Annotated in this window: 20 protein-coding genes; 11 read left to right on the top strand and 9 right to left on the bottom strand. The window is 62.1% G+C overall.

Features of this window, described 5'->3' with window-relative positions:
- The first annotated feature begins 33 nt into the window (after positions 1 to 33).
- The 6 genes from AC2FMM_RS10570 (at position 34) to AC2FMM_RS10545 (ending at position 4,403) form a co-directional block, all read left to right on the top strand.
- Positions 34 to 651 carry an SH3 domain-containing protein gene (locus tag AC2FMM_RS10570; RefSeq protein ID WP_496796521.1) on the top strand — a complete coding sequence of 206 codons (618 nt, stop codon included), beginning with the start codon at positions 34 to 36 and terminating at the stop codon, positions 649 to 651.
- Between the two features lie 69 nt (positions 652 to 720).
- Entirely contained in the window at positions 721 to 1,548 is an 828-nt protein-coding gene (locus tag AC2FMM_RS10565; protein WP_496796565.1) for an SDR family NAD(P)-dependent oxidoreductase, read from the top strand.
- Between the two features lie 79 nt (positions 1,549 to 1,627).
- The gene (locus AC2FMM_RS10560) at positions 1,628 to 1,831 is read left to right on the top strand and encodes a twin transmembrane helix small protein (RefSeq protein WP_040634599.1); all 204 of its coding nucleotides are present in this window, start codon (positions 1,628 to 1,630) and stop codon (positions 1,829 to 1,831) included.
- Positions 1,832 to 2,404, top strand: a complete 573-nt coding sequence (locus AC2FMM_RS10555) for a cob(I)yrinic acid a,c-diamide adenosyltransferase (protein ID WP_496688832.1) — start codon at positions 1,832 to 1,834, stop codon at positions 2,402 to 2,404.
- Between the two features lie 311 nt (positions 2,405 to 2,715).
- Complete coding sequence (locus tag AC2FMM_RS10550) at positions 2,716 to 3,474, top strand: electron transfer flavoprotein subunit beta/FixA family protein (RefSeq protein WP_496679244.1); 759 nt, start codon at positions 2,716 to 2,718, stop codon at positions 3,472 to 3,474.
- The gene (locus AC2FMM_RS10545; RefSeq protein WP_496679245.1) at positions 3,474 to 4,403 is read left to right on the top strand and encodes an electron transfer flavoprotein subunit alpha/FixB family protein; all 930 of its coding nucleotides are present in this window, start codon (positions 3,474 to 3,476) and stop codon (positions 4,401 to 4,403) included. The genes AC2FMM_RS10550 and AC2FMM_RS10545 overlap by 1 nt, the downstream gene beginning before the upstream one ends.
- Positions 4,404 to 4,452: 49 nt before the next feature.
- Here AC2FMM_RS10545 and AC2FMM_RS10540 read toward each other — a convergent pair whose 3' ends face one another.
- Positions 4,453 to 5,274, bottom strand: coding sequence for a DUF6473 family protein (locus AC2FMM_RS10540; protein WP_496796520.1), 822 nt, complete (start codon positions 5,272 to 5,274; stop codon positions 4,453 to 4,455).
- 166 nt (positions 5,275 to 5,440) lie between these two features.
- On the opposite strand from AC2FMM_RS10540, the gene AC2FMM_RS10535 reads away from it, so the two are divergent.
- Positions 5,441 to 6,316 (top strand): 3-hydroxybutyryl-CoA dehydrogenase, encoded by an 876-nt coding sequence (locus tag AC2FMM_RS10535; protein ID WP_496711233.1) that lies wholly within the window; start codon positions 5,441 to 5,443, stop codon positions 6,314 to 6,316.
- Between the two features lie 81 nt (positions 6,317 to 6,397).
- Here the strand turns inward: AC2FMM_RS10535 and AC2FMM_RS10530 are convergent, their stop codons facing one another.
- From AC2FMM_RS10530 to AC2FMM_RS10500, 7 genes are all read right to left on the bottom strand, one after another.
- Complete coding sequence (locus AC2FMM_RS10530; protein WP_496688827.1) at positions 6,398 to 7,297, bottom strand: lysophospholipid acyltransferase family protein; 900 nt, start codon at positions 7,295 to 7,297, stop codon at positions 6,398 to 6,400.
- 37 nt (positions 7,298 to 7,334) lie between these two features.
- Complete coding sequence (locus AC2FMM_RS10525; protein ID WP_040634596.1) at positions 7,335 to 7,604, bottom strand: HPr family phosphocarrier protein; 270 nt, start codon at positions 7,602 to 7,604, stop codon at positions 7,335 to 7,337.
- A gap of 17 nt (positions 7,605 to 7,621) precedes the next feature.
- The gene (locus tag AC2FMM_RS10520; protein ID WP_496679251.1) at positions 7,622 to 8,014 is read right to left on the bottom strand and encodes a PTS sugar transporter subunit IIA; all 393 of its coding nucleotides are present in this window, start codon (positions 8,012 to 8,014) and stop codon (positions 7,622 to 7,624) included.
- On the bottom strand, positions 8,011 to 8,904 hold the full coding sequence (gene rapZ, locus AC2FMM_RS10515; protein WP_496796519.1) for an RNase adapter RapZ: 894 nt from the start codon (positions 8,902 to 8,904) through the stop codon (positions 8,011 to 8,013). Before rapZ ends, AC2FMM_RS10520 begins: the two co-directional genes overlap by 4 nt.
- Complete coding sequence (locus AC2FMM_RS10510; RefSeq protein WP_496796518.1) at positions 8,889 to 9,359, bottom strand: HPr kinase/phosphorylase; 471 nt, start codon at positions 9,357 to 9,359, stop codon at positions 8,889 to 8,891. The genes rapZ and AC2FMM_RS10510 overlap by 16 nt, the downstream gene beginning before the upstream one ends.
- A 3-nt stretch (positions 9,360 to 9,362) precedes the next feature.
- Complete coding sequence (locus AC2FMM_RS10505) at positions 9,363 to 11,048, bottom strand: ATP-binding protein (protein WP_496688838.1); 1,686 nt, start codon at positions 11,046 to 11,048, stop codon at positions 9,363 to 9,365.
- Positions 11,049 to 11,109: 61 nt separating this feature from the next.
- A complete protein-coding gene (locus AC2FMM_RS10500) occupies positions 11,110 to 11,814 on the bottom strand; it encodes a response regulator (protein WP_496679258.1) in 705 nt (234 codons plus the stop codon).
- A gap of 339 nt (positions 11,815 to 12,153) precedes the next feature.
- Between AC2FMM_RS10500 and AC2FMM_RS10495 the strand changes: the two genes are divergently transcribed.
- The 3 genes from AC2FMM_RS10495 to AC2FMM_RS10485 all read left to right on the top strand — a co-directional run bounded on the left by AC2FMM_RS10495 (position 12,154) and on the right by AC2FMM_RS10485 (position 15,020).
- Positions 12,154 to 13,752 (top strand): phosphoenolpyruvate carboxykinase, encoded by a 1,599-nt coding sequence (locus tag AC2FMM_RS10495; protein ID WP_496688821.1) that lies wholly within the window; start codon positions 12,154 to 12,156, stop codon positions 13,750 to 13,752.
- 404 nt (positions 13,753 to 14,156) lie between these two features.
- Positions 14,157 to 14,447, top strand: coding sequence for a hypothetical protein (locus AC2FMM_RS10490; protein WP_496679261.1), 291 nt, complete (start codon positions 14,157 to 14,159; stop codon positions 14,445 to 14,447).
- 30 nt (positions 14,448 to 14,477) lie between these two features.
- Positions 14,478 to 15,020 carry a hypothetical protein gene (locus AC2FMM_RS10485; RefSeq protein ID WP_496679263.1) on the top strand — a complete coding sequence of 181 codons (543 nt, stop codon included), beginning with the start codon at positions 14,478 to 14,480 and terminating at the stop codon, positions 15,018 to 15,020.
- Between the two features lie 4 nt (positions 15,021 to 15,024).
- Here AC2FMM_RS10485 and AC2FMM_RS10480 read toward each other — a convergent pair whose 3' ends face one another.
- Positions 15,025 to 15,789, bottom strand: coding sequence for a sulfite exporter TauE/SafE family protein (locus tag AC2FMM_RS10480; RefSeq protein ID WP_496796517.1), 765 nt, complete (start codon positions 15,787 to 15,789; stop codon positions 15,025 to 15,027).
- Positions 15,790 to 15,932: 143 nt separating this feature from the next.
- On the opposite strand from AC2FMM_RS10480, the gene AC2FMM_RS10475 reads away from it, so the two are divergent.
- Positions 15,933 to 17,624 (top strand): acyl-CoA dehydrogenase family protein, encoded by a 1,692-nt coding sequence (locus AC2FMM_RS10475; protein WP_496796516.1) that lies wholly within the window; start codon positions 15,933 to 15,935, stop codon positions 17,622 to 17,624.
- Positions 17,625 to 17,670: the final 46 nt, after the last annotated feature.

The following is a 17,670-nucleotide window of genomic DNA, read 5'->3' as shown; positions in this document are numbered from 1 at the left end:
TTCTTTGTTGATGCGATTGCCGGGGGATGCGCCATGACGCGCCTGATTGTTGTTACCTTCGCCGCCTTGGGCTGGGCCTTCTACGTGATGAGCGGAGGCCCCGATTTCGAGCCGCGCGGCACACGCGCTGCCACGCACAGTCTGGTTACCCAAGCCCGAACCGCTGACCGCTTGGTCGCCGCGAAGCCGAAGGAGCTTGTAACCCGCGCCGTTGCGCGCCCTGCAAAACCGGTCGAGCCAAGGCCCGAACCGCTGCCCGTTGCGCAGACACCCGATGCAAGCGCCGTGTTGGCGCAGGTCGCCGCCGGAATGGGCGCGTCCCTTGCGGGCCTGAAAAGCCAGGGCCAGACCTTCTCGCTGGCATCGCTTGATGAGACCCCACCCCCGGCGCTGCGCGAGACGCCCGTCGGCCCCGAGGCCACACCAACCCAAGTGGCACCCGCACCCAAGGACATTCGCGAAGTGTCCGGCACACGAGTAAATATGCGCGACGGCCCGGGCACGATCTATCCGATCATCGGCAAGGCCCGGATGGGCCAGAAGGTCGAAGTGCTGAGCGACTCGGGCACCGGCTGGCTGCGCCTGCGCGTGTTGCCCGAGCAACAGGTCGGATGGATTTCCGCCTCATTGATCCGCAAAACCGCGAATTGACGCGATGCCGTCATTGCCCTGCCATGTTCCCCGCAATAGCTGTTGCTGACGGAAGACCACGGGGGCGACATGCAGAAATCCATCCTCATTACCGGGTGCTCCTCGGGTATTGGGCTGGACGCGGCACACGGAATGCGTGCACGCGGCTGGCGCGTTTTTGCCGCGTGTCGGCAGCAGCGCGATTGCGACCGCCTGCGTGCCCAAGGCTTTGAGAGCCCACGCATCGACTATACCGACACCGCCAGCATCACGGCTGGCCTTGCCGAGGTTTTGGAGGCCACGGGCGGCGCGCTGGATGCGCTGTTCAACAACGGAGCACATGGGCTTCCCGGCGCCGTCGAGGACGTACCGACCGAAGGCCTGCGCCATATCTTCGAAACCAATGTATTCGGCTGGCACGAACTGACGCGTCAGGTGATTCCCGTCATGCGTGCGCAGGGGCATGGCCGCATCGTCCAGAACTCGTCGGTTCTGGGGCTGGTCGCCTTTCCGTGGCGCGGTGCCTATGTGGCCACGAAATACGCCATCGAAGGCCTGACCGACACGCTGCGGCTGGAACTGCGCGACACCGGCATCAAGGTCATTCTGATCGAACCCGGCCCGGTCACCTCGAAGCTGCGCGAGAAGGCCATTCCGATCTTCGAACGGTTCATCGACTGGGAAAACTCGGCCCTACGCGAGAAATACGAGGGCGCGCTGCTCAAACGGCTCTACGAGGACAGCGGCCCCGACCGGTTCGAGTTGCCCGCCTCGGCCGTAACGAACAAGCTGGCGCGCGCGCTCGAGGCGAAATCGCCCAAGGCGCGCTACTATGTCACGACACCCACTTACATTGCCGGCTATCTGCGGCGCGTGCTGCCGACCGGCGCCATCGACCGGATCCTGTCCCGCATCTGAGGCGAAATTACCCGTTCGCTTTTACCGCCTGTCCGGCTAGATGGTTCGGCAACGGAACAAAGGCGCGAATGAGGGCGAAATGGATATCTTGATGGGTGTGCTGCTTTTGGCGATGGCGGCGGTCGTCGTCGTGCTGGCGCTTGGTGTGGCCAATTTCGGCAAGGGCGGCATGGAGGCCGCCAAGAAAAGCAACAAGATGATGCGGCTGCGCATCCTGTTTCAATTCATTGCCGTGGTGCTGATCGTGCTCTACGTCTATCTGCGTGGACAGGGAGTGCAGTAGATGGTCGTTCTGAACAAGATTTATACCCGCACCGGGGACGATGGCAAAACCGCGCTGGGCAATGGCGAACGGGTTGCGAAATACTCGGGCCGCGTGGCGGCCTATGGCACTGTGGACGAGCTGAATGCCTTTGTCGGCGTGGCTCGCACCGAGGCCGAGGGCGAGGTCGATGCGGCGCTCGCCCGCATCCAGAACGATCTGTTCGACCTGGGCGCTGACCTGTGCCGCCCCGACATGGAAAAAGACGCCGAGGCCGATTACCCGCCCCTGCGGATCGCCCCGGCCCAGATCGACCGTCTGGAAACGGAAATTGACGCGATGAATGCCGACCTCGAACCGTTGCGCAGCTTCATCCTGCCGGGCGGATCAAAGCTGGCGGCGCATCTGCATGTCTGCCGCACCGTCTCGCGGCGCGCCGAGCGCCTGGCCGTCGAACTCACCAACATGGAGCCGGTGAACGAGGCCGCGGTGAAATACCTCAACCGCCTCAGCGACTGGTTCTTCGTGGCAGCCCGCTGCGCCAACAACGGCGGCCACGATGACGTCTTGTGGGTTCCGGGCGCGAACCGCTGAAAGCGCCACAACGTCCACTGGACGGTGTGGCGACCGGAATAGCGAAGCGCCGGCCCGAAGGGCGGGCGCAAACCGCTGGAACCCGAGACTCTTGAATGCGTTTTCGCACCATCCGGCGCGGCAAAACCGCCCATCGGCCGGGTAACAATATTTCGTTCCTTCACGTCAAAAAGCGTGAAACGCGACGTCCCCACGACATGACGTGACGATTTTGCCCTGTCCCGACGCCCCGCAAGGCGCTATCTAGGCCGACGAGAGCATTGGTGGAGTCGCATTGCGGCTTGCCGTTTTTGTAAGGAGCATACGCAAAAATGAAGGTACTTGTGCCTGTCAAGCGCGTGATCGACTACAACGTGAAAGTTCGCGTCAAGGCGGACGGCAGCGGTGTTGATCTCGCCAATGTCAAAATGTCGATGAACCCGTTTGACGAGATTGCCGTCGAAGAGGCGATCCGCCTGAAAGAAGCCGGCAAGGCCGACGAGGTTGTGGCCGTTTCGATCGGCGTCAAGCAGGCGCAGGAAACGCTGCGCACCGCGCTGGCGATGGGTGCAGACCGCGCCATTCTGGTGGTCGCCGCGGATGACGTCCACCAGGACATCGAACCGCTGGCCGTCGCCAAGATCCTGGCCAAGGTGGTCGAAGAAGAGCAGCCGGGCCTGGTGCTGTGCGGCAAGCAGGCGATCGACAACGACATGAACGCAACCGGCCAGATGCTGGCGGCACTGCTGGGCTGGAGCCAGGGCACCTTCGCGTCTGAGCTGGACATCGAAGGGGACACCGCCAAAGTCACGCGTGAAGTTGACGGCGGTCTGCAGACCATCAGCGTGAAGATGCCCGCCATCGTCACCGTCGACCTGCGCCTGAACGAGCCGCGCTATGCGTCGCTGCCGAATATCATGAAGGCTAAGAAAAAGCCGCTGGATGAAAAAACCGCCGCCGATTACGGCGTCGACGTCACGCCGCGCCTCGAAGTCGTCAAGACCGAAGAGCCGCCGGCACGCGCCGCTGGCATCATCGTGGGCTCGGTCGACGAGCTGGTCGGGAAACTCAAAGAAGCGGGGGCTGTGTAATGGCTGTACTTCTGCTTGCCGAAGTCAACAATGGCGAACTGGCGATGGACGCAACCGCCAAGGCGGTCACCGCTGCCAAGCAGCTGGGTGACGTGACCGTTCTGGCCGCGGGCGGCTCGGCCGCCGCTGCCGGCGAAGCCGCCGCCAAGATCGACGGCGTGTCCAAGGTCCTGGTCGCCGAAGACCCGTCGCTGGGCCACCGTCTGGCCGAATCGACCGCCGCGCTGATCGTCAGCCTGGCCGACGGCTATGAGCATATCGTGGCGCCGGCAACCACCGACGCCAAGAACGTCATGCCGCGCGTGGCCGCGCTGCTGGACGTGATGGTGATCTCGGACGCGTCGGGCGTGGTCGATGGCTCGACCTTCGAGCGCCCGATCTACGCGGGCAACGCGATCCAGACCGTCAAGTCGAACGATCCCAAGAAGGTCATCACCTTCCGCACCGCCAGCTTTGATGCGGCCGGCGAAGGCGGCTCGGCCCCGGTCGAGACTGTATCGGTCGGTGAAAACCCCGGCTTGTCGGAATGGGTCGAGGACAAGGTCGCCGAAAGCGACCGCCCCGAGCTGACCTCGGCCAAGGCCGTGGTGTCGGGCGGCCGCGGCGTCGGCTCGGAAGAAGACTTCAAACTGATCGAAGCCCTGGCCGACAAGCTGGGCGCGGCGGTTGGTGCCTCGCGTGCCGCAGTTGACTCGGGTTATGCCCCCAACGACTGGCAGGTGGGTCAGACCGGCAAGGTCGTGGCACCGGATCTGTACATCGCGGTTGGCATCTCGGGCGCGATCCAGCACCTGGCTGGCATGAAGGATTCGAAGATCATCGTCGCGATCAACAAGGACGAAGAGGCTCCTATCTTCCAGGTGGCCGATTACGGCCTGGTCGCCGACCTGTTCCAGGCCGTGCCGGAGCTTACCGAAAAGCTGGCCTGAAAAAGCCCGACTTCGAAACGATCAAGGCCCGCCGATTGGCGGGCCTTTCTCAGTCCAGATCCCGGATCGCGGACAGCAACCGCTCGGCAATAGCGCGATGCGTGGCCGGTCCGATCATGTACTCCGCCATCGGCTGCTGCATCGTGCCAAAAAGCATATCCTCGAGATCGTCAGACTCACCCGATGGGCGCACCTCCATCTCGATCTTCCCAGCACAGTGCCGCGCCAGTTCCGAGACCATTGAGGCGGAGACCTGCACCGTTTCCGGCAGGCTGAGGTGCTGCGCGTCGGGGCTGTGCACGATGTCCAACCACAACAGCACGACCGGCGGTTTTACCTCGGTCAGAAAATCGCTCAGCTTGGTCAGCCACCCCCGCCTCAGCGAGTCTGCCACCATTTCGAAGCGGGCATCCTGAAACTCGGCCAGTCGCAAAATCAGATGTCGGACGAAGTGGATTTCGGCGAAATCCACCTCGGGGTAGAGCGCGCGCAGATCCGCAGTCGCTTCAAGCACCCTGTCATTGCGCCGGACGTGCACCCTATAGAAAGGGTTGGTTTGGCCCAGAATCCCCGGCAGCTGCAAAACACATGTCTTGGCGTTGTTCATTAGGTCCAGCAGACAGGTGTCCAGCGTCAGCCCGTCGACTCCGCAAAACAGGCTGCCTAGGTTGATGCATGGCATGTCGAGCTTGTCGTCGAGGACAGACGGAAATGGGCGCGCAACGAAACGGCCATAGGTTTCATCGGCGCCAACGCAGGCCAGATATGGTCGGTCCAGTGCCAGTTTTGGCCCGCGATACCATCGCTCCGAGCCTGCATAGCGGCACAGCGGCTCTTCGGCGCTCAGCGCGCCGGATTCGTGATAACTCATGTCATCCACCCATTTTCTTCACCCGGATGCCATTGTCGGGCCACAGGTACTAAGAAAATCTCAATGGTCGACTTTTACGCGAATTCTACAGGTCACTGCCCCTTGCCGCCCTGCCCGGACTGCCGATAAGGTCGCCCCTGAACCTCAACGCAAAAGGCAGCTCAGCATGGACGTGAAATCAGTCGGAGTGATCGGCGCTGGTCAGATGGGCAACGGAATCGCTCATGTCATGGCGTTGGCTGGGTATGACGTTCTGTTGAACGACATCAGCAAAGAGGCGCTGGATTCGGCGCTTGAAACGATCAGAGGCAACATGGCCCGGCAGGTTTCGCGTGGGAAAATCACCGAGGACGACATGCAGGCGGCACTGTCCAAGATCAAAACCACGCTGAACCTGCCCGACATCGGCAAAACCGACCTGGTGATCGAGGCCGCGACCGAGCGCGAGACGATCAAACAGGCCATATTTGAAGACCTGCAACCGCACCTTCTGCCGCACACAATTCTGACGTCGAACACCTCGTCGATTTCGATCACGCGGCTGGCCAGCCGGACAGACCGGCCGGAACGTTTCATGGGCTTCCATTTCATGAACCCGGTCCCGGTGATGCAACTGGTCGAGCTGATTCGGGGGATCGCCACCGACGAAGAGACCTTTGCCACCTGCAAGACGGTGGTGGACCGGTTGGGAAAGACCGCCGCCAGCGCCGAGGATTTTCCGGCCTTCATCGTAAACCGCATCCTGATGCCGATGATCAACGAGGCGGTTTATACGCTGTATGAAGGGGTCGGCAGCGTGCAGTCGATCGACCAGTCGATGAAACTGGGTGCCAACCATCCGATGGGGCCATTGGAACTGGCCGATTTCATCGGGCTGGACACCTGCCTGGCCATCATGAACGTTTTGCATGACGGGCTGGCGGACACCAAATACCGCCCATGCCCGTTGCTGACGAAATATGTCGAGGCAGGATGGTTGGGGCGCAAGACCGACCGCGGGTTCTATGACTATCGCGGCGAGGTGCCCGTTCCCACACGCTGACGGAACAAGGGGGCCAGCCCCCTCGCCCGGACTTCATCCGGGCTCACCCCCGGGATATTTATGGCCAGATGAACTCGAGGGTCACGAAGTGCGCGATTGGCCGAGCGCCAAGGTGTGCTGGCGCAGCCAGGCCATGAAGCCACGGGGGTCTCGTTCAAGCAGCTCCATGTCAGCATCGGAAATCGGCTCTCCGATTACCGGCGATTGCGGCTTGTTGCAGGAGCGGACGATTTCGTGCAGCAAGAGGCCCTGACGCAGAATCGGCGACAGTTTGTTGGCGATCTGGTACCAGCGGGAGTTGCTTCCCGGGAAGAAGATCGGCAGGATTCTGGCCCCGGACCGGCGGATCATCTTGGCGGTGAACACGTTCCATTCACGTTCCTGCGCAGGTCCGAACCAGGTGTCAGATGACATCACCACCCCCGATGGAAACAGGGCGACGACGCCCCCGTTCTTCAGATGTTCCATCGCCTTGGCGCGCATCTCGAGCATCTTGGGTTGGGCTTCAGGGTCATGCGGGAACGGCACCGGGATCATGAAGGAGGTCGCCGCCTCGTCGAGCCCGGTCAAGACTGAGCGGGTCAGGATACGATAGTCCTGGCGAACGCGACCGATAAGTTCTGCCAAGATCATGCCATCCACCATCCCGTGCGGGTGGTTGGCGACAACCACGACCGGACCTTCCTTGGGAATGCGTGCGATCTGGTCCTCGGGCGTGGTCAGGTCGATGCCCATGGTCCTGAGCGCGCCGCCCCAGAACTTCTGGCCACGGTAGTTCTCGTTCTGCTTTTCGAACTTGTTGACCATCCGCAGGATGGTGAGCTTGCCCGTGCACCACTCGATCGCCTTGATCGCGGTCGCGGTCCAGGGATCGTCGAAAGAATTTGCGTAGGTCAGCGTTCTGCGGTCGTAGACTTCGCCCTGTTGCGACGCCCCATCCGCAACCGGGCTTGTCTTGGTTTCGTGCGTGGTTTCCGCCAATTCCTGGTCTTCCCGTTCCTGTGTCGCGGTGCCGGGCTCAGTACCCTTCGCCGAACTTGTCGTTCACCAGGGCTTCCAGCGCATCCGCCAACGCCTCAGCATCCGGCCCGGACGTTTCGACGTCAATAGTGGTTCCGCGCGAGGCTGCCAACATCAAAAGCCCCATGATGCTGTCGCCCGAAGCGGACAAACCGTCCTTCGAAACCTCGGCGCGGGCGTCAAAGCCTTCGACCACCTCGACCAGCTTGGCCGACGCGCGCGCGTGCAGCCCTTTTTCATTGATGATTTTCAAAGTTCTGGTGGCCATGTCCATTCGATCCGGTCTCAGTCCAGCGTCACATTTTGCGTATTGATGTACTTTCGTCCAGCCTCCATCGCCTGGCGAACGGCATCGCCTACGGGCAGGTGGCGGCTTTTGGCCAGCTTGATCAGCATCGGGAGGTTGGCTCCGTAGAGGATTCGCCGGTCCTGCGGCGCACAGGCCCGCAGGCTGAGATTCGAGGGACTGCCCCCGAACAGATCGGTCACGACGACCACGCCATCCCCGACATCCACCGCATCGGCAGCGCGGCAGATCTCGGCCTGTTTTTCCTCGCGGTCATGATCCGGCTCGATCGCGATCGCCACCAGCCCGGGTTGCCGGCCTACGACATGCTGCATGGCCGCCAGGTATTCCTGTGCCAATCCGCCATGCGCCACGATTACAATTCCGATCAATCCGGCCTCACATTCAACGATCGACGTTCCATTTCCCGGTGCCTAGTTGCCACCGGCTGGCCCCTGTCCGCAAGGGCCTTTGCAACGGCCTCGGCCACCGCGACCGACCGATGCTGTCCTCCGGTGCATCCGAAGGCGACCGACAGATGGGCCTTTCCCTCGGCCCGAAAGGCCGGCAGCAGAACCTGCAGCAGGTCGACGACCCGCTCGAAAAACGGAGCATAGTTCATGTCAGACTGTACATAGGCTGCCACGTCCGGATTTCGACCATCCGCCGAGCGAAGTTCGGGGCGCCAGTAGGGGTTGGCCAGAAACCGGCAGTCGAACACCATATCGAGCCCCCGGGGCAGCCCCCGCTTGTATGAGAACGACTCGATCGAAACCGCAAGGTGTCGCCCCCCTTCCGGGGCGAACCAGCGTTCGACCTCTTCGCGCAGCTGATGGATGTTCAGCGTGCTGGTATCGATCAGAGTATCCGCGACCTCTCGGATGGGGGCCAACAGCTCTTTTTCCTGGTGGATGCCGGTTTCGGGGCTGGCATCCGCCGCGACCGGGTGGCGTCGCCGGGTTTCCGAAAACCGCCGCAGTAGCACCTCGTCGCTGCAATCCAAATACAGCGTGGTCAGATCCACCTGCGCCATACGCCCCAGCCTGGCGACCAGTTCGATGAAGCCGATGGTCGAGAAATCACGGTTGCGCGCATCGATGCCCAGCGCAAGGGGGCGGGTGGGGCCAGGCCCCTCCATCAACCGCATGAGCAGCCCCATGGGCAGGTTGTCGATGGCCTCATAGCCCAGGTCCTCAAGCACGTGGATGGCGGTCGAACGCCCGGCTCCGGAGGGGCCGGTCACCAGGACAACGCGGCGCTGCGTGTTCATTTGCTGGGCCATTGCGGGTCGACTCGTCCCATCTTCATCAGTTGCATCAAGGCTGCCGCCAGATTGGGCGTGTCGGCGGCCCGAAGCAAGGGCAAGGACTGCCCCAACAGAGGAAACCGCATCGGTTCGGGCAGGCGCTCGGGTTCGGGACGGTCCAGATCGACCAACCAGCGCACGGGCGTGGCCATGGCTACCTCGGCGCGCAGCAGCCCGATGCCGCGCGCCTCGATCAGGCCGCGTAACGGGTCAACCCCATCGGCCACCACGTCCTGCCCGTGCAGCCACAGGGCGATCCGGTCATCGCCGACCAGCCAGGCGCCATGGGCCATCATCTGCAAAGCCAGCGCGGATTTCCCTGCGCCCGAACGCCCTAGGATCAGAGCCCCGTGCCCGCCGACCGCGACGCACGAGCCATGCACGACCACCCTGCCTGCGACCGGGTCCTGCGGAAGATCTCCGACGCCCATGGGTCAGACGGGCAGGCCTACGACAAAGCGCGCGCCCAACGGATCCGATGTCGGGTCGGCGTCGGTCGGCCGGATGTTCTCGGCCCAGATTACGCCGCCATGGGCTTCGACGATCTGCTTGGAAATCGCCAGTCCCAGCCCCGAGTTGTTGCCGAAATGCTCGGGCGGGCGTTGCGAATAGAAACGCTTGAACACCTTTGTCAGCGCCTGATCGGGAATGCCCGGCCCGGTATCCTCGACCACGACCAACACCCGGTTTTCGCGCTGCCGCACCCAGACACGGATCGCGTCCCCCTTTTCGCAGAACGAAATGGCGTTGGTGATCAGGTTGACGAACACCTGGGCCAGACGCGCCTCGAGCCCGTTGACGATGATCGGCTTCGCCGGCAGATCGGTGATGTAGTCGATCCCCTTCGACCGGGCGTCCTCACCCAGATATTGTCCGATGTTGCCCAGCAGCTTGAGCAGATCGAAGGGCTGCTCCTCTTCCTTGACCAGTTCGGCATCCAGACGCGAAGCGTTCGAAATGTCGCTGACCAGCCGGTCCAGCCGCCGAACGTCATGTTCGATCACGCCCAGCAGTTTCTCGCGCTGGTCGTCGCGCTTGACCATCCGCAGGGTGCCGACGGCCGATTGCAGGCTGGCCAGCGGGTTCTTGATCTCGTGGGCGACGTCGGCCGCGAACTGCTCGTTGGCGTCGATGCGATTGTACAGCGCCGTCACCATGCCACGCAGAGCCCGGCTCAGGCGTCCGATCTCGTCCGGGCGGGCGCTGAGGTCGGGCATGCGGATGCGCCCCGGATTGACACCCGTGCCCCGATCCTTGCCCATCTCGGCCGCCGCAGCCAGATCGGCCAGCGGGTTGGCGATGGTCGAAGCCAGAACAAGACTGAGGCCGATCGAAACCAGCAATGCGACAACGAACATCTGGAGGATGCGCTCCTGCTCCTTGCGGGCCAGCGCGTCGATCTCGCCGGGCGGACCGGTGATGGCAACGGCACCGATCGGATCCCCGGCCTGCAGGATCGGCGAAGCCGCGACGATCACCGTGTCGCCCATGACGTCGCTAACCGCCTGCACCTGCAACTGGCCGTTCAGTGCGCCAGGCACGATTTCCTGAACGCGCTGGGCCAGCGTCGGGGCCTGATCCTGCGCCGCACCGGTGAAGACCTTGTACAAACCGTTCCAAACCGCGTTCAGGGCGTCACTGATCAGAGTGCTGCCCGTGGGCGCATCGGCCTCGGTCGGGATCAGCCCCGGCACCCTGGCCACGGATGATTCGCCCCGCGTCCATCCGATCAGGGTACCTGTGTCATCATAGACGAATACCTCGCCGCCTTCGGGTATGCTGAGCAACGACAGCGTGTCCTTGATGTTCAAATCCGCCGTCGCCCGAGCGCCCTCGGTCCGCCGCAGTTGGGCTTCAAAGACATTCGACACCAACTTAGCGTCGCCGATCAGGTCGCGTGCCGTCTGCTGGACCCGCTCGGCCCGGGAGTCATCCAGATACAAAAGACCGGCGACGAGGGTCACCAGGGCGATCAGGTTGAACGTGATGATCTTGCGGGCCAGCGGCGAGTTGCGCAACGTGAACAGCGTCCGGCGCGAGCGACGCGCGCGCAATTCGGCCGATTCGGGGTCCTGTGGGATGACCCAGTCATCCCCCAATACGACGCCACCGTCGCGCATTTCGCTGCCCTGCTGGGTGTCCCTCACGAAACCCAATCACCTTTGCTAAAGCCAGTCCGGCTTATTCTTCGTTGTACCGGTATCCTATGCCATAAAGCGTCTCGATGGCCGAAAATTCTGGATCGGCCGCGCGCATTTTCTTGCGCAGACGTTTGATATGGCTGTCGATCGTGCGGTCGTCCACATAGACCTGATCGTCATAGGCCACATCCATCAGCTGATCGCGGCTTTTGACGAAACCCGGCCGCTGGGCCAAGGCTTGCAGCAACAGGAACTCGGTCACCGTCAGGGACACGTCCGTGCCTTTCCAGCTGACCGCGTGGCGCAACGGGTCCATCCGCAGGTGGCCTCGTTCCATGACCTTGGTCTCGCCGGGCGCCGACGCCGACGCATCGCCCGAGATCGCTTCCTGCCGGCGCAGCAAGGCGCGGATCCGTTCGACTAGAAGACGTTGCGAGAACGGCTTTTTCACATAGTCATCCGCCCCCATGCGCAGGCCCAGAACCTCGTCGATCTCGTCGTCCTTCGAGGTCAGGAAGATGACCGGCATCTGGGTTTTCTGACGCAGACGCTGTAACAGGTCCATGCCGTCCATCCGGGGCATCTTGATGTCCAGAACCGCCATGTCGGGCAGTTTCTTGTTGAAGGCATCCAGTGCGGCCTGCCCGTCATTGTAGGTTTCGACCTCGAATCCCTCGGCCTCGAGCGTCATGGACACGGACGTAAGGATATTCCGATCGTCGTCCACCAGTGCAATCTTAGACATAGGGCTGCCCTCTACCTGCTCACTGAAGTTATCTTGTGCTTTTGTAGGGCATTCTTGGCTTTTTTAAGGCCGCGAATCAATCCGGATGTACGAATCGCGCCACATTGTTCACGAAGCTGAGACAAAAAGGTCGTAACGGATGGCCGAAAGTGGTCGCGCTTTCCGACAGGAAATTCGTGGTTGCGCTAAACTTGGATGTGATGGCGCTAACTGTGCCAAACCGTCCTGTTCATGCCTTTGGCGCCCATGTTAAGACACGAGCATCCGCCGGTTTCCCGGCAAAAATGCCCAAAGTGCGCTGAAGGATGTTTTCCGGCGCCGCCACAGGAGAAGACACGCATGACATCTGGACGGGTTAACCCGCAATTTCGCCTCGAAGATCAGGGCATCGGGGGTCTGGGCAATGTCTATTACAACTTCATCGAACCGGCGCTGATCGAAGAGGCCCTCAAACGGGGCGAAGGCACGCTGGGCAACGGCGGGGCCTTCCTGGTCTCGACCGGCAAGTTCACCGGCCGCTCACCCAAGGACAAGCATGTGGTCAAGACCGACAGCGTGGCCGACAGCATCTGGTGGGAAAACAACGCCGCCATGAGCTCCGAGGGCTTTGACGCCCTTTACGACGACATGCTGGCGCACATGCGGGGCAAGGATTACTTCGTGCAGGATCTGGTCGGTGGGGCCGATCCCACCTATGCGATCAACGTGCGCATGGTCACCGAGCTGGCTTGGCACAGCCTGTTCATCCGCCACATGCTGCGCCGCCCCGACCGCGAGGACCTGGACGAGTTCGTCGCCGATTTCACCGTCATCAATTGCCCCAGCTTCAAGGCGGATCCGGCCCGGCACGACTGCCGCAGCGACACCGTGATCGCGTTGAACTTCGACCGCAAACTGATTCTGATCGGCGGCACCGAATACGCCGGCGAGAACAAGAAATCCGTGTTCACGCTGCTCAACTACCTGCTGCCGGAAAAAGGTGTGATGCCGATGCACTGCTCGGCCAACCACGCCGTCGGCAATCCGGTCGACACAGCCGTGTTCTTTGGCTTGTCGGGCACCGGAAAGACCACTTTGTCGGCGGACCCGGCGCGCGTTCTGATCGGTGATGACGAACACGGCTGGTCCGACCGCGGCACCTTCAACTTCGAAGGCGGCTGCTATGCCAAGACCATCAACCTAAACCCCGAGGCCGAACCCGAGATCTACGCGACCACCTCGAAATTCGGCACCGTGGTCGAGAACATGGTTTTTGACCCTGAGACCCGGGAACTTGATTTCGACGATGACAGCCTGACCGCGAACATGCGCTGCGCCTATCCGCTGGAATACATCTCGAACGCGTCGAAAACCGCTTTGGGCGGCCATCCGAAGAACATTATCATGCTGACCTGCGATGCCTTCGGCGTGCTGCCTCCCATCGCGCGGCTGACCCCGGCGCAGGCAATGTACCACTTCCTGTCGGGCTTCACCTCGAAGGTCGCCGGAACCGAGCGCGGCGTGACCGAGCCGCAACCCACCTTCTCGACCTGCTTCGGCGCCCCGTTCATGCCGCGCCGCCCCGAGGAATACGGTAAGTTGCTTCGCGACAAGATCGCCCAGCACGGCGCCACCTGCTGGCTGGTGAACACCGGCTGGACCGGCGGCGCCTACGGTGTAGGCAGCCGGATGCCGATCAAGGCCACCCGCGCCCTGCTGACCGCAGCTCTGGACGGCTCGCTGGCCGACGCGGAATACCGCAAGGATGCCAATTTCGGTTTTGATGTACCGGTGGCGGTACCGGGCGTCCCCGAAGTGCTGCTGGATCCGCGCCGGACATGGGATGATCAGGCCGCCTTCGACAAACAGGCCGAAAAGCTGGTGCAGATGTTCGCTGAGAATTTCGAGCAGTACCTGCCTTTCATCGACGAAGATATCCGGGCCGTGGCGATCGGCTGATACCGCGCAGACCACTTCAGCAGACGGGGGCCACGCGGCCCCCGTTCTTCGTGTGGCGGAACTCAACGGAACCTCACTATCCCTATGGTTGCAGTTCCAATGTTGCGCATACAAATGCGTTGCTTGGCATGCGAACTTGCGATAGAGAAACTTCTCAACTCGCAAATAGCCCGGCGCTTGCGCACCGGGCCGGGACTGAAGACACACTGAAAATACCTTGAGGGCGACCTGCATCTGTTCACTCACCACAAGAACAGGCCGTCTAATCAAGAGTATAGTGGACTAGTAGGGGGCTAGTGTCAACGTGACAGCGGAATGCCGCTTCGGGGCGTGCCAAGTGTTCCACCGAAACTGTTCCACCCAAACGGGGCGTTATGTTGGCAGCAAGAATATCAGGAATGAACATGACCGAAATCTCGAAACTGGCCGAATTGCGCAAACTGGTACACAGCATGGAGCGTACACTGGGTCTCGAGGAACTATCTCCGGTTGAACGTGACATTTATTATGCGGCCGAAGAATTGTCCAAGAACGGTTCCGAGATCCGCACCTATGGATTGATCGAACACACCCTGGTGCAAAGCATATCCAGACCGACTTTTTTCCGCGCACTGAAATCGCTGGTGCAAAAAGGCTATCTGGCGCACAGCGGAAACGCAAACAGGGGCCGCTATATCGTCAATGCGCCGCGTTGACCTGCTGCTGCGCTCGTTCAGCTGAACCTCATGCGATCGTGGATCACTGACACGTTTTTCGCCTCGCTGGCATATGTCGGAGCGTCATTTCTGACGTTTTCGGTTCTGATGCCTCTGCAGAACGTTTTCTTCCCGGAATACCCAAGCCGCGCCAGCCTGCTGTTTCTGCCACATGGCGTGCGGGTTCTGGCGGCCTGGCTGCTTGGATGGCGGGCCATTCCGGCGCTGTTTCCCGGAGTGTTCATCGTATTCGCACTGCTGGGCGGCGCGGATGTGTTTCTGGCAAACCGACTGCTGGCGATTGCCATCGCGGTCACGACGGCACCGGCGGTGTTCTACCTGCTGAAATGGGCGGGGTGGGATCTGTTTCCCGCCCCTGGCCGCAGCCCGTGCTGGGCCTGCATCATGGGGGTCGGTGTGATCACATCGATTCTGGTGTCCATCTTGACCAACTTGGCCTTCGGCAGTTCGACCTCGGAATATGTTGCGTTTCTTATTGGTGACATGTCAGGGTTGCTGTTTTTGATGTTCGGCTTGTATTTCGCCTTTCGCGTAGTCGACCGCCAGACCTGACCGATCACCCGACCAGACCGCGCCGCAACAGGTTTGCACCGGCGACCATCAGCACCAGCAGCGTTGCCTTGCGAAATGTGGCCTGATCGATCCGGTCGTGCAAGCGCAGCCCCAACCACATGCCTGCCACCGCGGGAACTGTCAGCGCCATGGAAAACGGCACCGTATCGGCGCGCAGCACCCCCGATCCCACATGCGCCACGGCCAGCGCCACGGCACCCAATCCGTAAATCACCCCCTGTATCCGCAGCTGCTCGGACTTGGGCGTGTTCAGCGCGGTCAGATAAGCCACGGTTGGCGGCCCCCAAACCCCGGAAATGCCCCCGACGAACCCGGCCATCGCGCCAATCGCAGCTTCGATCCGCGCCGAAGGCCGGGGCAGGCTCAGCCCGAACCCCAGCAACTGCATCGCGGCAAAAAACGTGACGGGAAGACCGACCAGCAACAAGAACGCCCGCGCCGGCACAAGGCTGACCAACTGCGCGCTGGCAAGCAGGAACACCAGCCCCACCATCAGGAACACCCGGAACTGCCGAATGGCCGACACCGCCGCCGCACGCCCTTCGCGCAGGGCCTGAAACCCGTTCGTGACCAACGTGGGCAGGATGAGCCCGGCCAGGGCCAGTTGCGGCGGCAGCATCATGCTCAGCCCCGAAACAAGAACCATCGGCATGGCAAACCCGACCATGCCTTTGACCGCACCGGCCAGAAAGGCCACCGCGAAGGCAAGGCAGAGCTCGGGCCAACTCAGCATCGAAAACAGTGTCATGCCCTTAAATAACACCCTGCATTTCTTCTGCATCGCAAAAATCGTTGCGTAATTTTTGGACCTTTTCGACGCATTTTGTGAATTTTTGTTGCGCTGCACTTGCAGCATGATATGACCAGACAACCCAGCAAAGGACGTGATTCATGGCCCATGACGGACAAGATATGACGAACATGACTTCTCAGCCGGTTCTGCCCGATCTTCTGACCCTAACGGGGGCCGCGCTGCCGGCGGTTCAGTCCGTCTTTGACCGGGCGCGCGATGCAGTGCGCGAGATGGTCACGGCCGAAGGTCGCGTCTCGGGCACCTTGGTCGAAGCGAACCAGACCGCCGCGCATGGGCTGGCCTGGCTGGCCACCTACAACCAGTCGCTGCAGCAGATGCAGAAATGGGCCGAGGCGCTGGACGCCCAGGGCAAGTTCGGCGAGATGGAGCAGTTGCTGCACCAAATCGCGTTTGGTGAATACCTGCACCAGGTCGCCGGCGGCATCCCGATGAACCAGGGCGAGGTCGTGCGCCTGCAGGATCTGGGGCTGGGCTGGGATGCGCTGTCGGGCTTCCAATGCGCCGAGGTGCAGACGCTGATGGCACAGGCCAACAGCCAGACCGCGCGCAGCCGTCTGGTTCAGCTGATGCAAGACCAGTCCGGGGCCACGATGTTCGGCGCCTCGGGCCTGGATGAAGAGCTTGAGATGATCCGCGAGCAGTTCCGCCGCTATGCGCTGGATCGGGTCGAGCCCAACGCGCACGAGTGGCACCTGAAGGACGAACTGATCCCGATGGAAATCATCGAGGAACTGGCCGAGATGGGCGTCTTTGGCCTGACCATCCCCGAGGAATATGGCGGGTTCGGCCTGTCCAAAGCGTCGATGTGCGTGGTTTCCGAGGAACTGTCCCGCGGGTACATCGGCGTCGGCAGCTTGGGCACCCGGTCCGAGATCGCGGCCGAGCTGATCCTGGCGGGCGGCACCGATGCACAAAAGGCCCAATGGCTGCCCAAGATCGCGAGTGCGGAGATCCTGCCCACCGCCGTGTTCACCGAACCCAACACCGGCTCGGACCTCGGCAGCCTGCGCACCCGCGCGGTCAAGGACGAGAACGGCGACTACAAGATCACCGGCAACAAGACCTGGATCACCCATGCCGCGCGCACCCATGTGATGACGCTGCTGGCACGCACCGATCCCGAAACCACCGACCATCGCGGATTGTCGATGTTCCTGGCCGAAAAGACGCCCGGCACCGACGACAACCCATTCCCGACCCCCGGTATGACCGGCGGCGAGATCGAGGTGCTGGGCTATCGCGGCATGAAGGAATACGAGCTGGCCTTCGACGGCTTCCACGTCAAGGGCGAGAACCTGCTGGGCGGCGAGGAAGGCAAGGGCTTCAAGCAGCTCATGGAAACCTTCGAATCCGCGCGCATCCAAACCGCCGCCCGCGCCATCGGCGTGGCCCAAAGCGCGCTGGACATCGCCATGCAATACGCGCAGGAGCGCAAGCAGTTCGGCAAGGCCCTGATCAACTTCCCGCGCGTGTCGGGCAAGCTGGCGATGATGGCGGTCGAGATCATGATCGCCCGTCAGCTGACCTATTTCAGCGCCTGGGAGAAGGACAACGGCCACCGCTGCGACCTGGAGGCCGGGATGGCCAAGCTGCTGGGCGCGCGTGTTGCCTGGGCGGCGGCCGACAACGGGTTGCAGATCCACGGCGGCAACGGTTTCGCGCTGGAATACAAGATTAGCCGCGTTCTGTGCGACGCCCGCATTCTGAACATCTTTGAAGGCGCCGCCGAGATCCAGGCGCAAGTCATCGCGCGGCGTCTGCTGGCCTGAGCGCCAGTACGTCGCGGTTTCCCCAACTTGACCCGGCCGGGTGCCG

It is taken from the genome of Ruegeria sp. BHSC043 (genome assembly GCF_059612985.1).
Note: the sequence above shows the minus strand (reverse complement) of the source record. Positions and strands in the feature narration are given on the sequence as shown.

Excerpts from the sequence above, each read along its gene's own strand:
- AC2FMM_RS10550 (WP_496679244.1), top strand. The coding sequence starts at position 2,716 with ATGAAGGTACTTGTGCCTGTCAAGCGCGTGATCGACTACAACGTGAAA.
- AC2FMM_RS10560 (WP_040634599.1), top strand. The coding sequence starts at position 1,628 with ATGGATATCTTGATGGGTGTGCTGCTTTTGGCGATGGCGGCGGTCGTC.
- AC2FMM_RS10570 (WP_496796521.1), top strand. The coding sequence starts at position 34 with ATGACGCGCCTGATTGTTGTTACCTTCGCCGCCTTGGGCTGGGCCTTC.
- AC2FMM_RS10565 (WP_496796565.1), top strand. The coding sequence starts at position 721 with ATGCAGAAATCCATCCTCATTACCGGGTGCTCCTCGGGTATTGGGCTG.
- AC2FMM_RS10485 (WP_496679263.1), top strand. The coding sequence starts at position 14,478 with ATGCGATCGTGGATCACTGACACGTTTTTCGCCTCGCTGGCATATGTC.
- AC2FMM_RS10540 (WP_496796520.1), bottom strand. The coding sequence starts at position 5,274 with ATGAGTTATCACGAATCCGGCGCGCTGAGCGCCGAAGAGCCGCTGTGC.
- AC2FMM_RS10480 (WP_496796517.1), bottom strand. The coding sequence starts at position 15,789 with ATGACACTGTTTTCGATGCTGAGTTGGCCCGAGCTCTGCCTTGCCTTC.
- AC2FMM_RS10500 (WP_496679258.1), bottom strand. The coding sequence starts at position 11,814 with ATGTCTAAGATTGCACTGGTGGACGACGATCGGAATATCCTTACGTCC.
- AC2FMM_RS10505 (WP_496688838.1), bottom strand. The coding sequence starts at position 11,048 with ATGCGCGACGGTGGCGTCGTATTGGGGGATGACTGGGTCATCCCACAG.
- AC2FMM_RS10510 (WP_496796518.1), bottom strand. The coding sequence starts at position 9,359 with ATGGGCGTCGGAGATCTTCCGCAGGACCCGGTCGCAGGCAGGGTGGTC.
- AC2FMM_RS10495 (WP_496688821.1), top strand. The coding sequence starts at position 12,154 with ATGACATCTGGACGGGTTAACCCGCAATTTCGCCTCGAAGATCAGGGC.
- AC2FMM_RS10535 (WP_496711233.1), top strand. The coding sequence starts at position 5,441 with ATGGACGTGAAATCAGTCGGAGTGATCGGCGCTGGTCAGATGGGCAAC.
- AC2FMM_RS10475 (WP_496796516.1), top strand. The coding sequence starts at position 15,933 with ATGGCCCATGACGGACAAGATATGACGAACATGACTTCTCAGCCGGTT.
- rapZ (WP_496796519.1), bottom strand. The coding sequence starts at position 8,904 with ATGGCCCAGCAAATGAACACGCAGCGCCGCGTTGTCCTGGTGACCGGC.
- AC2FMM_RS10555 (WP_496688832.1), top strand. The coding sequence starts at position 1,832 with ATGGTCGTTCTGAACAAGATTTATACCCGCACCGGGGACGATGGCAAA.
- AC2FMM_RS10490 (WP_496679261.1), top strand. The coding sequence starts at position 14,157 with ATGACCGAAATCTCGAAACTGGCCGAATTGCGCAAACTGGTACACAGC.
- AC2FMM_RS10525 (WP_040634596.1), bottom strand. The coding sequence starts at position 7,604 with ATGGCCACCAGAACTTTGAAAATCATCAATGAAAAAGGGCTGCACGCG.
- AC2FMM_RS10545 (WP_496679245.1), top strand. The coding sequence starts at position 3,474 with ATGGCTGTACTTCTGCTTGCCGAAGTCAACAATGGCGAACTGGCGATG.